General features: G+C 71.7%; 10 protein-coding genes. 6 read left to right on the top strand and 4 right to left on the bottom strand.

Annotated elements, in window-relative coordinates:
• Nucleotides 1-351 precede the first annotated feature (351 nt).
• From AS594_RS29325 to AS594_RS29315, 3 genes are read left to right on the top strand one after another with little or no spacing between them, the layout of a single operon-like run.
• Nucleotides 352-1530: an FAD-dependent oxidoreductase gene (locus tag AS594_RS29325; protein WP_069929830.1), complete on the top strand. Its 1179-nt coding sequence runs from the start codon at nt 352-354 to the stop codon at nt 1528-1530.
• A 55-nt stretch (nt 1531-1585) separates the two neighbouring features.
• A complete protein-coding gene (locus tag AS594_RS29320; RefSeq protein ID WP_069929829.1) occupies nt 1586-2371 on the top strand; it encodes a class I SAM-dependent methyltransferase in 786 nt (261 codons plus the stop codon).
• A 13-nt stretch (nt 2372-2384) separates the two neighbouring features.
• Nucleotides 2385-3581 carry a macrolide family glycosyltransferase gene (locus AS594_RS29315; RefSeq protein WP_069929828.1) on the top strand — a complete coding sequence of 399 codons (1197 nt, stop codon included), beginning with the start codon at nt 2385-2387 and terminating at the stop codon, nt 3579-3581.
• 64 nt (nt 3582-3645) lie between these two features.
• On the opposite strand, the gene AS594_RS29310 is transcribed toward AS594_RS29315, so the two are convergent.
• On the bottom strand, nt 3646-4356 hold the full coding sequence (locus AS594_RS29310) for a TetR/AcrR family transcriptional regulator (RefSeq protein WP_069929827.1): 711 nt from the start codon (nt 4354-4356) through the stop codon (nt 3646-3648).
• 133 nt (nt 4357-4489) lie between these two features.
• Here AS594_RS29310 and AS594_RS29305 point away from each other — a divergent pair, with 133 nt between their 5' ends.
• The 3 genes from AS594_RS29305 to AS594_RS29295 are packed head-to-tail and all read left to right on the top strand — an operon-like array spanning nt 4490 to nt 7220.
• Entirely contained in the window at nt 4490-5482 is a 993-nt protein-coding gene (locus tag AS594_RS29305) for an ABC transporter ATP-binding protein (RefSeq protein WP_079144349.1), read from the top strand.
• Nucleotides 5475-6335 carry an ABC transporter permease gene (locus AS594_RS29300; protein ID WP_079144350.1) on the top strand — a complete coding sequence of 287 codons (861 nt, stop codon included), beginning with the start codon at nt 5475-5477 and terminating at the stop codon, nt 6333-6335. Before AS594_RS29305 ends, AS594_RS29300 begins: the two co-directional genes overlap by 8 nt.
• An 18-nt stretch (nt 6336-6353) precedes the next feature.
• Complete coding sequence (locus AS594_RS29295) at nt 6354-7220, top strand: ABC transporter permease (RefSeq protein ID WP_079144351.1); 867 nt, start codon at nt 6354-6356, stop codon at nt 7218-7220.
• A 41-nt stretch (nt 7221-7261) separates the two neighbouring features.
• On the opposite strand, the gene AS594_RS29290 is transcribed toward AS594_RS29295, so the two are convergent.
• From AS594_RS29290 to AS594_RS29280, 3 genes are read right to left on the bottom strand one after another with little or no spacing between them, the layout of a single operon-like run.
• Nucleotides 7262-11284 carry a non-ribosomal peptide synthetase gene (locus AS594_RS29290; RefSeq protein ID WP_069929826.1) on the bottom strand — a complete coding sequence of 1341 codons (4023 nt, stop codon included), beginning with the start codon at nt 11282-11284 and terminating at the stop codon, nt 7262-7264.
• Nucleotides 11281-12096: a thioesterase II family protein gene (locus AS594_RS29285; RefSeq protein ID WP_240509102.1), complete on the bottom strand. Its 816-nt coding sequence runs from the start codon at nt 12094-12096 to the stop codon at nt 11281-11283. The genes AS594_RS29290 and AS594_RS29285 overlap by 4 nt, the downstream gene beginning before the upstream one ends.
• Complete coding sequence (locus AS594_RS29280; protein ID WP_167368052.1) at nt 12084-13619, bottom strand: GMC family oxidoreductase; 1536 nt, start codon at nt 13617-13619, stop codon at nt 12084-12086. The genes AS594_RS29285 and AS594_RS29280 overlap by 13 nt, the downstream gene beginning before the upstream one ends.
• Nucleotides 13620-13642: the final 23 nt, after the last annotated feature.

Genomic DNA, 13642 nt, shown 5'->3' with positions numbered 1-13642 from the left:
AGATACGCGCACGGAATTACTCGGCCTTGCGCAGGAATTGCCGACCATAGCCGCGGGATCGCGGGACCCACAAGACTTCCCGGTGACGGGTAAGAACAGCAATTTGGGATATTCTCGCGGGCCTTGTGCCATGTGAAACTGACCGATAAAGCACGTGAGAGCGGCCTCCCCCGAGAAAGAGACCGCCGACGAACCGTGAGCATCGGGAAAAGCCGGCGAAGCCCCGGACGGTACACCCGGATCCGACGGCTGTCCGTACGCGCGCACACGCACGGTGGCGACGAGCAACGTGGCAGAGGAAGCCTCCCGGTCCTCATCGGATCAGGGACACCAGCGCTGGGAGACTCAAACGTGAAGTCGATAAAAGTTCTCATCGCGGGCGGGGGGATAGGCGGACTGGCTCTCGCCGTCGCCCTGCGCGAGCGTGGCATCAGCGCCGAGGTGTTCGAGCGCGCGAAGAGTTTCGGCAACACCGGCTCGGGCGTGGAGCTGACGCCCAATGGCGTCAAGTCCGTCGACCGCATCAGCCCCCGGCTCGGGTCGGCAGTACGGGCCGCCGGCTGGTCCAGCGATCTTCATGCCGACGACATGCCCATCATGTCCTGGGACGGAAAGCTGCTGAAGAGCCGCGAGGTCGGCAACTTCCCGGCGAAGTGGGGAGCGCCGATGATCGGCATCCTCCGGGCCGAACTGCACCGGCTGCTCGTCGAAGCGGTGCACCGGCCGGGCCCGACCCCGGTGACGGTCCATCACCAGGCCGCCGTGGTGGCGGCTTCGACCAGTGGTGACACGGCGAGTGTCCGGCTGGCAGACGGCCGTACCGTGACCGGCGACCTGGTGGTCGGGGCCGACGGGGTGCGCTCCACGCTCCGGTCCGTGGTCACCGGCGATGTGCAGCCGCGCTACCTCGGCTTCACCTCCGTACGCGGCATATCGAAGAGACCGGCGCAGCACGGTGACGGCTTCGTTTTCGTCGGCCCGGGCGGGCACTTCTTCGCCGAGGCGTGCGACGAGTCGCGTCTCTTCTGGACGGCCACCATCAACGCTCCGGAGCACAGCTGGCCCGCGAAGCCGGCCGAGCAGGCCAGGGCCGACCTGCTGGAGCTGTGGGGCGGATGGTCGGCCCCGCTGTCCGAGACCGTCGCCTCCTGCGACCTGGAGGACCTGGTCGTCACCGACGTCCACGACTGCCCTCCGCTGAAGCGCTGGCACACCGGCAGGCTCGTGCTGCTGGGCGACGCCGCGCACCCGATCGGCCCGGTGCTGGGCCAGGGCGCCAACATGGCGCTCGAGGACGTCGCCAGCCTGGCCTGTCTGCTGGCCGAGAACGACGTACCCGCCGCGCTGCGGATGTACGGGCGGGTCCGGTCGCAGCGCGCCAACAAGATCGTCCAGCATTCCCGGCTGCTGGCCCGGCTGGGCCACACCACCAACCCCCTCGTGGGCATGGTCCGCGACGCCCTGATCAAGTCCATGAAGCGTCGTGAGGACACCTACCGGGACAAGGAACTCTTCAGCTACAGCCCTTGAGGGCCGGCTGAGACAGCGTGCCACCGACAGCCCCTTCCCACCGCAGAGGAAAACGATGACCAACCTCGCTGACTACGTCTTCCACAACGTGCCCGCCCAGCTGAGCCCCCTGGAGGAATTCCTCGACCCCTTCACCCGCGCCGAACTGGACGAGATCGCACCGGGCGCGGGCGCGCGCTACCTCGACCTGGGCGCCGGCGGCGGTTCGGTCACGAGGATGCTGTCCGAGCTGGCGGGCGAGACCGGCCAGGTCACCGCGATCGACCAGGACACGCACATGGTCGCTCCCGGTCCGAACATCGACATCCACACCCAGGACCTGAGCACCGGCGAACCGCTGGCGGCCGAGGGCCCGTTCGACCTCGTCCACGCCCGGCTGCTCACCCATCACCTGGAGAACCGGGTGGAGTTCGTGCACCGGCTGGCCGGCTCGCTGCGGCCGGGCGGCTGGCTGCTGCTGGGCGAGTTCGTCCGTTCGGCCCCGAAGGTGGTGTCGGCGCCGAGCGAGGAGCACGCGGCGGTCTTCCGGCGCGTACTGGACGGTCTGTACGACGTGATGACGGCCAAGCACACGCACGGCAGCTGGGGGCACGAGGTCCACCGGACGATGCTCGACGCCGGACTGACGTCGGTGCGCACCCGCTGGCACTTCGAGAGCTGGACCGGTGGCGGCCACGGCTGCCGGCTGTTCGAGAACAACGTCAGCCAGAAGCGCGAGGTCATGATCGAGGCCGGCATAGCCGCCGCCGACATCGACTTCTTCCTGAAGGACCTCATGCACAACCCCGACATGGTGGTGCGCAGCCATGAGTTCGTCTCCATCCGCGGCCGGCGTGACTGAAGGAGGTTCCGCCATGAGCAGCGGCAGCCGCCACATCGCGTTCTTCAACGTTCCGGCGCCCGGCCATCTGGCGCCGACGCTCGCCGTCGTGGAGGAACTGGTCCGCCGGGGTCATCGCGTCAGCTACCCGGCCACGGAAGCCTTCGCGAAGGACGTCGCGTCGGCCGGGGCGACCGTGATCCCGTACGAGTCGACCATCGACATGCAGCGGGACTTCCCGCCGGGAACGGACAACTGGCTGGCCAAGGTCCTCCTCGGCGGCGTCCGCGAGGGCATCGCCACCTCGTCGCTGTTCGACGCGCACTTCACGGAGGACCGTCCGGACGTCATCGTCTACGACGGGTTCGTACGCTGGATCGGTGAGCTGTTCGCGGCGAAGTGGGACCTCCCCGCGGTGCGGCTCTTCCCGGTGGGCTGTGTCAGCCAGCACGTCACACCGGCCGCCATCGGCGATGCCGCGTACGCCGAACTCCAGGAGGAGATGCGGCGGTACGCGGCGATGCACGGGGTCGATCCCGAGACCGCCTTCCACCAGCTGAAGGGCGATCCCGGGGCGCTCAAGCTCGTCTTCTATCCGCGCAGATTCGGTTACGTCGACGCGGAGACCGACGACAGGTTCGTCTTCGTCGGCCCCTGCTTCCGGGCGGAGGACTTCCAGGGCGAGTGGGAGCCGCCGGCGAGCGGTGACCCGGTGGCGCTGGTCTCCCTGGGGACCAGCTTCAACCAGCAGCCGGAGTTCTTCCGGATGTGCATCGAGGCGTTCGACGGCCTGCCGTGGCACGTGGTGATCGCGCTGGGCCCCGGGACCGATCCGGCCGAACTGGGACCGCTGCCGCCCAATGTCGAGACGCACGGCTGGATTCCGCTCCAGGCCGTGCTCCGGCACGCCCGTCTCACCGTCTGCTCCGGTGGGACCGGGACCGTGATGCACGCCCTGCACGCCGGCACACCGCTGGTGGTGGTGCCGCAACTGGCCGCGGCCGAGGGCCTCGCGCGCCAGCTGGCGGACTTCGGAGTGGCGCGCGTGATCGGCCGGGAGGAGGCATCGGCGAGCGGGATCCGGAGCGCGGTGCTGGACATCGAGGCCGACGAGGTCGCGTGGGCCGCGACGCGGGACATGCGGGAGCACATTCACGAGTCCGGCGGGGCGGTCAGGGCGGCCGACGAGATCCTGGCCCACCTCGAGCGGAGTGACCCGCCGGCGCGCTGACGGTGTACCGGCGGCCGGGCTGCCCCCCGGCCGGCGACGGCTCCTGACTCCGGCAGCCCCGGAGTCAGGAGCCGTCGTAGTCGTTGCCCGAGAGCTGCTGGGCGAAGTTGATCAGTTCGGTCTCGAAGAGGGCGCCGCTGTCCGTCACCGCCCACGCCATGTGGCCGAAGATCTCCATCGCGATGATGCCGTAGAGCCTCGCCCAGGCAGCGAGGAACGCGAAGATCACCGGGAGTTCGAGCCCCTCCTGGCCGCTGAGGTACTCCCGCAGGCCGGGCGCCAGCCGGTCCTCTATGAGTTCCACCGGGGGCGTCCTGAGGGCCCCGCGCCGGTCGAGTTCAGCGATCTCTCCGAGGAACGACACCCCCACGCACGCGGGCGCGTAGTCGGGTTCGTCCTGGTCCGGGCCGCCCTCGACGCCCGGTGGCGGCGGGCCGAGCATCAGCCCGAACTCCGCGCGGTGCTCCAGTCCCCAGGCCCGGAAGGCGCGTGCCATCGCCAGCAGGCGCGGCAGCGGGTCGGCGCCGGGCAGGCTGTCGCGCGCCGCCGTGGTCACCTCGCCCAGCTCCTGGAACAGGTCGCTGCGTACGCCTGCCACCAGCGCGTCCAGGCTTGGGAAGTAGCGGTAGAGCGCCGAGGGCGTCATCCCCATCTCCCGCGAGATCGCCCGCAGGGAGACGGCCGACGGGCCGCCCTTCACCAGCAGCTGTCGAGCCACGTCCTTGATCTCCGCCACGGCGGACGCACGCCGCTTCTCACGCCAGTTCGATGACATCCGCTTGCCCACTTCATCGGGTCCAACCTGCGGTCAGCATTTCACGAGAACACGCTTGACAACAGAGTACATCGCCCGCAAAGTTAACGGTGTTCTCGTTTCGGTGTGTTGTTCACTCGATGAAGGTGCAGATGTGAGTACGCAAACCAAGGCGTTAGCCGGTACGGACAGTCCGGGACCGGCCACAGCGACGCCCGCTATCGAGATCAGCGGGCTGACGAAGAAGTACGGCTCGTCGGACGTCGCGTCCGTCGACAACGTGTCCCTCTCCGTTCCCCCCGGCGCGGTCTTCGGCTTCCTCGGCCCCAACGGGGCCGGCAAGACGACGACGATCAAGATCCTCGCCGGGCTGCTGGCGGCCACCTCCGGCCGGACACTCCTCAACGGGTACGACGTGACCCGCCAGCGCTCCGCCGCGATGCAGCAGTTCGGCGCGGTGCTGGAGGGCTCCCGCAACGTCTACTGGACCCTCTCCGCCTGGCAGAACCTGCTGTACTTCGGGCGCCTCAAAGGGATGCGCGGCGCCGACGCGCGCGCCCGCGCCGAGGAGCTGCTGACCGGCCTGGGCCTGTGGGAGCGCCGCGACGAGAGCGTGGGCGGCTATTCCCGGGGCATGCAGCAGAAGGTCGCGGTGGCCGCCGCCCTCATCGCCGACCCGCCCATCGTGCTGCTGGACGAGCCGACGATCGGGCTGGACGTCGAGGCGACCCGCACCGTCATGGACTGGATCCGCACGCTGTCCCGCGACCGCGGCAAGACGGTGCTCCTGACCACCCACCAGATGAACGTCGTCGAGGAACTCTGCGACCGGGTGGCCGTGATCCGCGAGGGCCGCGTCATCGCCGACCTGCCGACCGAGCAGCTCCTCTCGCAGTTCCGGGAGCGGGACAAGTACGAGGTCCGCATCGAGGGCGAGCTGCCGGAGCTGACGATGCCGTCCGGCTTCACCGCCTCCTCGGTCGAGGGAGCGACGATCATCTCGGGGCGGGTGGCAGACCCGCAGGAGATCTACGCGCTCGTCGACCGGCTGCGCGAGCAGCGGGCCGTGGTCCAGTCACTGGCCCAGGTCCAGCCGGATCTCGAAGACGTCTTCATGGGTCTCATCAAGGGGCCGGCCCATGACTAGCCTGGCGTCCCCGGACACCGCGCGGGCGCCCGGCCGGCCGGCCTGGGCCGACTGGCGGCTGACACCGGCCACCGGGCTGCGCGTGATGAGCGCCGAGGTCCGCAAGGGCCTGCTCTCGCAGCTCGCCCACCCGATCGGTCACATCATCACGCTGGTCATCAGCACGATGCTGTACCTCGGCATGCAGTACGTGATGGGCCAGGGCTCGCTCCGCCGGGACCTGCTCCCGGAAACCCTGGTCGCCATCAGCGGCTACTGGTTCCTCCAGTACGCCAGCCTCGTCATGGTGGCGGACCTCGTCGAGGAGAAGCGCGGCGGCACCTACTCCCAGAGCCACATGTCACCCGCGCCGCCATGGGTGATCATGCTGGGACGGCTGGTCACCGCGTCGGTGATGGGCCTGCTGGTGGCCCTGGTCGCCACGCTGGTGCCGATGCTCGTGGCCGATGTGACGATCCCGCTGCGGCCCGAGGCGCTGCTGCCCTACGCGCTGGTGATCATCAACGTCCTGGCGTTCACGTTCGTACTCGCGGCCATCGCCGTCAGCTCGCCCATGGTCGGCGCCCTGCACTCCCTGTTCACCTCGCTGGTCATCCTGCTGAACGGCTCGATGATGCCGCTCGGCCTCTACCCGGACTGGCTGGCGGTGGTGGCGCGCTTCCTGCCGACCACTCTGGGCGTGGAGGCGACCACCAAGGTGCTCTTCGAGGGGCAGTCGCTCGGGGACATCTGGTCCGACGGAACGCTGCCGTGGCTGATCGCCTACACCTTCGCGCTCGTCCTCTTCGGGGGATGGCTCTTCGCCCGCAACCAACGCAGAGCCGTACGCGACGGCCGGCTCGGCCAGTACTGAAATGAGTGGGGACCGACCATGACGACGCTCACTCCGACAGCCGGCCGCACCACCGGCCCGGCAAGCACCGCGGACCGCCCGCGCGCCGCCACCTATTTCAACGGCTTCAGCAACGAGGTGCACAAGGGCCTGCTGAGCCTGGTGGCGGGGTGGCGCGAGGTCCTGGTACAGATGATCACTTTCCCGCTGTTCTACCTGCTGCTCGTCCTGTTCATGGGACGCGGACAGCTGCGGGACGACCTCCTCCTGCCGGGGCTCCTCGGCATGGTGCCGCTCACCTTCATCCACGAACAGGTGAACCGGGCCTTCTGGAGCTACCTCGGTGACATGCAGTCAGGCGTGCTGGAGCAGACGTACCTCACGCCGCTGCCGTCCTGGACGCTGGTTCTCGGCCGTCAGGTCGCCGCCATCGTCTCGGCGCTGCCGAGCGCGCTGTCCGTCCTCCTCGTGGGAGTCATCACCATCGAGGCCAGGGGCGGGGACATGCCCTGGGACGTGCAGACCCTGGTGCCGCTGGCGTCCATCGTCATCGGAACCTGCGGCCTCGCGCTGATCCTGTGCGGACTGACCCTGGTGTTCAAACGCATCGAGATCATCACCCAGTTGTCGGTGGCCGTGTGGTTCATCGCGGGCGGCACGTTCGTCCCGCTCGACAACATGCCGGACTGGACGGCCTTCATCAGCCGGCTCGTCGTCCCGATCTCGCCGAGCATCGAGGCGATGCGCGACATCCTGGTGGGCGGTCACTCCCTGACCGGCCTTCAGAGCGGCTGGGGACTGTGGTGGGTGCTCCTCCAGCCCGTCCTGATCGTCGCGGTCGGCGTGTTCCTCTTCGCCCGCCTGGAGCGGGTCGCCAAGCGCCGGGGAACCCTCGGCCGCTACTGACGGCCCGCCCGCAGACCCTCCGGGCCGTCGCGACGGCCGCGTCAGACCCCCGTCCGGGACGCCTCGCCGGTCACCCCCGTACCGGCCAGCCACCGGATGACGCGCTCGCCGACGGCCCGGAGTCCGCCGCCTGCCACGATCGAGTAGTGGTCCCCCTCAAGGATCTCGACCTCGATCCCCGGGCACACCGCCCGCCAGGCGGCGCCCGGCCCCTGGAGGGACCCCTGCTGCTTCCCCGCGACAAACAGCAGCGCCGGAACCTCACAGGGGCCGGGCCGGTAAGCACCCAGGAGCCGCAGGTTGTGCGCGTGCGCGCCCGACAGCCGCTCGAAGCCCGCCTCATCGATCTCCGAGGGGAGCAGCCCGTGCCCGACCGCAGCCGCCCTCGCGGTCCGCGTCAGCTCCTCGGGTCCCGCCTCCCGGACCGCGGCCACCAGACCGGCGGGCGGACGCCCGCCGGCCAGGTCGCCGAGGAATTCGAGGTGGGCCTCGGCCGCCGTGGCCGGCGTACGCCCTTCGGCGACCAGACTGTCGATCATGAAGACGCGGCACGCGTGGCCGTCGGCGGTCAGCTGCCGGGCCGCCTCGTAGGCCAGTACCCCGCCCATCGACCAGCCGCCGAGCAGATACGGTCCTTCGGGCGCCAGTTCCCGCAGCTCCCGGCAGTACGAGGCCGCCATCGCCTCCAGGTCCCCTTCGCCCGCCGCGTCGGCGCCCCCGACGAGCAGCCGGCTCTGGAAGGCGCGTACCGGACCGGGCCAGGTACGGGCGAGTTCGAGGTAGCTGGTGACCGAGCCGCCCACGGGGTGGAAGAGGAACAGCCCGGGTTCCGCCCCGCTGCCCGCGCCCTCCGCGAGCGTGACCGCGCACGCCGTCGGCCGGCTGCCGTCGCGGACGGCCGCCGCGAAGGCCCGCAGGGTCGGCGATTCGAAGATCAGGCCGAACTGCACGTCCGCGCCGAGTTCCGCCCGGACCCGGTTGACGAGCCGCAGCGCGAGCAGCGAGTTGCCGCCCAGGGCGAAGAAGTCGCTGTCGGGGCCGACCGAGGGGACTCCCAGCAGCTCGGCCCAGAGCTCACCGAGCCGGCGCGCCACCTTGTCGTCCGGCCCGTCCGGCCCGTCCGCGCCGCCGCCCGCGCCCTCGTCGCCCGGCGCCGCGCCGGCCGCTGCCGCCGCCGTCATGCCGGCCAGGTCGACCTTGCCGTTCGCGGTCAGCCGCAGCCGTTCGACGATCCCTATCTGCCCGGGGACCATGTACGACGGCAGCCGCTCCCGCAGGTGCCGGGTGATCTGCGCCCCGGTGACGCGGGCCCCGTCGCGCGGGACCACCACGGACACGAGCCGTTGCAGGCCGTTCGGCGCGTCCGCCGCGGACACCGCGCACTCGGCCACGGCCGGGTGGCTGCGTACCGCGGCCTCCACCTCGCCGGGCTCGACCCGGAACCCCTGGATCTTGACCTGGCGGTCCTCCCGGCCCAGGAACTCGATGGTGCCGTCCGGCCAGTAGCGGCCCAGGTCGCCCGTCCAGTAAAGGCGTTCGCCGGTCTTCGGATGCGGGACGAACCGTTCGGCCGTGCGCTCGGGGTCGTTCATGTATCCCTGGGCGACCCCGGCCCCGCCGATGTGGATACGGCCGGTGGCCCAGGGCGGCCTGACCTCCATGCGGTGGTCGAGCACGCGCATCGTCTGCCCGCTCAGCGGAGTGCCGTACGGAATACTGCGCCAGTCGGGATCGACCCGGCCGATCTCGTAACTGTTCGACCAGATCGACGCCTCGGTGGCGCCGCCGAGCGCGAGCACCCGTACCTCCGGCCACAGGCACCGCATGCGGTCGGGCAGCGAGGTGGGTATCCAGTCGCCGCTCAGCAGGAACGCGCGCAGCGGCGCCGCGGGTCCTCGCGGCCGGTCGGCGACGACCTCGACGAGCATCTCGGCGAGCGCGGGTACGGAGTTCCACACGGTCACGCCGTGCGCGAGCGCCGCCGCGGCCCAGCCCTCGGGGTCGGGGTGCCCGGCCGCCTCGGGGAGCACGAGGGCGGCCCCGGCCGACAAGGTGCCGAAGACGTCCCAGACCGACAGGTCGAAGCTGAGCGACGAGATCCCGAACACCCGGTCGTCCGGCGCGAGTCGCAGCCGCCGGTTGATGTCCGTGATCGTGTTGAGGGCCGCCCCGTGGCCGATCATGACGCCCTTGGGTTCCCCGGTCGAGCCCGAGGTGTGGATGATGTACGCCAGTTCCCCGGAGTCGCTCACCGGCGGCTCCAGGCCCGGTGCGCCCGGTTCCGCCAGGTCCACGCACAGCGCCGGGAGCGAGTGGTCCGCGCCGGGTCGGGGCATCCGGTGGGACTGGCACAGGAGCACCCGCGCCGAACAGGCGTCGAGCAGCCGGACGAGGCGCTCGGACGGCAGGGTCACGGCCATGGGGCAGTAGGCGGCGCCGGCCCGCAGCACCCCCAGTACGGCCGCCACCTGTTCCCAGCCCTTGTCCATGACGACGGGCACGACGTCGCCCCGGCCGACACCCCGCTCGCGCAGCCACCCGGCCACGGACCGCGAGAGCGCCTCCAGTTCCCCGTACGTCAGGGTGCGGCCGGCCGTGACCACCGCGGGCAGGTCCGGCCGTTCGGCCGCCACGCGCAGGAACGCGTCCTCCAGCCGTCCCGACGGGAGGGGCCCGGCGCTCGTGTTGAGCGCCTCCACGCGCTGCCGGTGGGCCGCCGTCGGCGGCTCGGGCGCGACCTCCGCGCCGCCCGGCGCGGCGAGCGATTCCAGCATGTGCCGGTACGCCTCGAACATCGCGTCCGGGAGACCGGCCGGGAAGGCTTCGTCGACGATGTCCCACACGCACTCGACACCCCCGCCGGGGGCGTCCTTGACCTGCTGGTCGATCAGGACCTGAGGGGTGCGCAGCGCGGACGTGACCGTACGGCAGACGCCCCGTCCTGCGGCCGGCTGCTCCCCCGGTCCGAGCATGCTGTTGAAGACGTAGGGCAGAGCGGCGCGCGAGGTCCAGCCCCGGCGGGCCGCGAGTTCGCGGGTGACCCGCACCGCGCTGACGTCGGAGTGCTCCAGGTCCTTCCAGAGCCGCCGCTGCAACCGGACCGCCCGTACGAAGAAGTCCTCGTCGTCGCACAGGTCCACCTCCAGCGGCAGGGTGGCGCTGAACTGCCCGACCACGCCCTGCGCTTCGGGGTGTTTCACCACCCAGTTCTGGTGCAGGACGTTGAGGCAGAAGTGCGGGGCCGCCGCCCAGGCGCCGAGCACCTCCGCGTACACGTGCAGCAGCCCGGTCGTCGGCAGGACGCGGTGCTTGCGGAAGTTGGCGCGCAGCCGCTGCCACTGCTCCCGGCTCAGCAGGCAGGAGCGCCGGGTCAGCCGGGCGGAGCGGATGCCGCCGGCCGGCCCGGCGAGCGGCAGCCGGGGGGCGTCGGGCAGCGAGTCGAGCCGCGACTCCCAGTACTGCCAGTGCTTGCGGTAGTCGTCGGTGTCCTCGTCGCGGGCGCGCGCCAGCAGGCATGCACGGAAGGTGCCGGGCACCGGAGGCAGTTCGGCTCCGGGGTCGCGGTAGAGCTGCCACCACTCGTCCTGGAGCCTGCGGGTGCTCGTCGAGTCGAGCAGCAGCAAGCTCATGGCGAAGTGCACCCGGGTGCGGTGCGGCCGCAGGCGCTGCGCGGTGATCTCGAACAGCGGCCAGCCGGTGGGCGCCGGGCCCTCGTCCCTCATCCGCTCCCGGGTCCGGCGGATCTCCGCCTCCCGGCGCTCCGCCGGCAGCCCGGTCAGGTCGGTCGTGCGCAGCCGGAACGTGGTGACCTCGCCGGGTCCGAGCACCCGCTGGCCGCCCTCCTCGGTCATCACGGTCCGCAGGTGTTCGTGCCGCGCGATCAGCAGGTCAACGGCCCGCCGCGCCGCAGCGGGGTCGAAGTCCACCATGTCGATCTCGGTGTAGAGGTTCGGCCGGAAGCCGCCGAGTTCCATGAGAGGGCTCGACCCGACCATGTAGGCCGCCTGGAGATCGGTCAGGGGGAACTCGGTGCCGGAGATCGTGGGGGTGTCGTGCGCGGTCACTGCTGCCTCCCGGTGAGTGCGGCGCCCAGCGCCGGCAGTTCGGCGGCCAGGGCCGTCAGGACCTGCTCGCGGGCTTCCTCGTGCAGATAGAAGTGACCGCCGTCGTACATCCGCACCTCGCAGCCGGCGGTCGAGTGCTCGCGCCAGGCGGCCAGTTCGCCGGGCGTCGCCAGGCTGTCGCGCGAGCCGCCGAGTACGAGGACGGGGCAGCCCAGCGGGGTGCCGGGGCTCCAGCGGTAGGTCTCGGAGACCGCGAAGTCCGCGCGCATCATGGGCAGCAGCGCCGACAGTACGGCGGGGCTGTCGAGCAGCTCGGCGGGCGTGCCGTTCAACTCGCGGAGGTGGGCGACGAGTTCGCCGGTCGGCGCGTCGTGGACCTCGCGTTGCCGCGAGGCGAGGTGCGGGGCCCGGCGGCCGGAGACGAGCAGCCGCTCCGGTTCCCGCAGCCCTCTGTCGCGCAGTGTGCGGCACACCTCGTAGCCGACGAGCGCGCCCATGCTGTGGCCGAACCACACGTGCGGCCGGTCCAGCAGCGGCTCCACGGCGTCCACCAGCGCCTCGACGAGCGTGTCGAGCCTGCGGTACGGGGTCTCCCGGAACCGGTTCTCCCGGCCGGGCAGCCGGACGGACACCACGTCGACGGCGGGGGCCAGCCGCTGGGCCCAGGCCCGGTAGAGAGCCGCGCCGCCGCCCGTGTGCGGGAGGCAGAACAGGCGCAGCGGCGCGTCCTCGGCGGATGCCCACCGTACGCACCAGCCGGAGGGCGCGGTACGCAGCGCCGAGCTGCGGCCGGCCGCCGCTACCGCGTCCACGACGCCGCCCTCTCCCCGAGCATGACGCAGGTGAGGTTGGTCGGCGCGCTCGCGATCTCCGGCATCACCGAGGCGTCCACGACGCGCAGCCCGGTCACCCCGTGTACGCCGAAGCGCTCGTCCACCACTGCCGTACGGTCCGAGGCGGGCCCCATCCGGGCGGTCCCCGCGGGATGCCAGGACGGGCAGACGAACCGTGGGACGGCGCCGCGCAGCATGGCGTCGTCCTCCATCATCCGGTCGGTCCACAGGAACACGCGCTCCACCAGGTCCGCGAAGTGGCTGCCCCGGACCACCGACCACAGCATCCGGGCGCCGGCCATCAGCCGTTCGACGTCCCGGGGGTCCGACGCCAGCCCGAGTTCGATCACGGGATCGGTGTCCGGGGCGGCGTCCCGCAGGGTGACCGAGCCGCGCGAGCGGGGCGTCAGCAGCGAGGCGTGCAGCGAGAACGCGGTGCGGCCCCGCAGGACGCCGCGCATCACGGGCACGTCGAGGTCCGAGACGTTGTTCACCAGGGTGAGGTTGAGATCCGGGGCGCCGCCGGTGCTCGACACCCGCGCCAGTACCTGGTGCATCGGTTCCCCGGGCAGGCAGCCGCCCGGGGCCGGGAGTGCCCAGAGGGCGACGATCGGGTGTTCCATGAGGTTGCGGCCCACGCCCGGCAGGTCGGCGACCGGGCGGATGCCCCACCGGAGCAGGGAGTCCGCCGGGCCGATGCCGGAGCGCAGCAGGACGGCGGGGGTTCCGACGGCTCCCGCCGACAGTGTCACGCGGTCGGCGCCGAAGCGTACGAGGCGCCCGTCGCGCACCGCCTCCACGCCCACGGCCCGGCCGTCCGCCACGAGGACGCGCGAGGCCCGGCAGGAGCCGGTGACCGTCAGGCCCGGCCGGTGCCGGGCGGGGACGAGGTAGGTCTCGGCCGTGGACATCCGCCGCCCGCCGGCCTCGTTGCGCGGGATGGGTCCCGCCCCGGTGGCGCAGCCGGGGGCGTTGAGGTCGGCCGCGGCCGGTACGCCCAGGTCGTGGCAGGCGCGCAGGAAGCCGGCGGACAGGGGGCCGAACGCGTCCTCGGACTGCCGCCGTACGGGCACGGGCCCGTCGGCGCCATGCTCGGGCCCCTTGAAGTCGGCGTCGGCTTCGAGCCGGACGAAGTGCGGCAGCACGTTCTCCCACGACCAGGCGGGGTTGCCGGCCGCGGCCCAGCCGTCGAAGTCGGCCGGCAGCCCGCGCAGCGCCAGGGCGCCGTTGACCGCGGACGATCCGCCCATCGCCCGGCCCACGGCGTAGGGGTAACGGCGGCCGTCCGCCGACTCCTTGTCGACGTACGCCGAGTAGTCCCAGTTCGCCCCGGACAGTACGGGCCGGTCGGGCGAACCGGGGCCCGTGCCGGGTCCGTCCGGCCCGGCCTCCAGCAGGAGCACCCGGCGTCCGGGGTCCTCGGACAGCCGGCCCGCCAGAGCGGCGCCCGCCGAGCCCGCTCCGACGATCACCTCGTCCCAGTGGCCCTCGTCGGCTCCCACGCGCTGTGCCCCTTCCCGGGAAG

It is taken from the genome of Streptomyces agglomeratus (genome assembly GCF_001746415.1).
GTDB classification, from domain to species: Bacteria; Actinomycetota; Actinomycetes; order Streptomycetales; family Streptomycetaceae; genus Streptomyces; species Streptomyces agglomeratus.
Note: the sequence above shows the minus strand (reverse complement) of the source record. Positions and strands in the feature narration are given on the sequence as shown.

Coding starts and splice junctions, on each gene's coding strand:
- AS594_RS29315 (WP_069929828.1), top strand. CDS start 2,385: ATGAGCAGCGGCAGCCGCCACATCGCGTTCTTCAACGTTCCGGCGCCC.
- AS594_RS29300 (WP_079144350.1), top strand. CDS start 5,475: ATGACTAGCCTGGCGTCCCCGGACACCGCGCGGGCGCCCGGCCGGCCG.
- AS594_RS29320 (WP_069929829.1), top strand. CDS start 1,586: ATGACCAACCTCGCTGACTACGTCTTCCACAACGTGCCCGCCCAGCTG.
- AS594_RS29295 (WP_079144351.1), top strand. CDS start 6,354: ATGACGACGCTCACTCCGACAGCCGGCCGCACCACCGGCCCGGCAAGC.
- AS594_RS29310 (WP_069929827.1), bottom strand. CDS start 4,356: ATGTCATCGAACTGGCGTGAGAAGCGGCGTGCGTCCGCCGTGGCGGAG.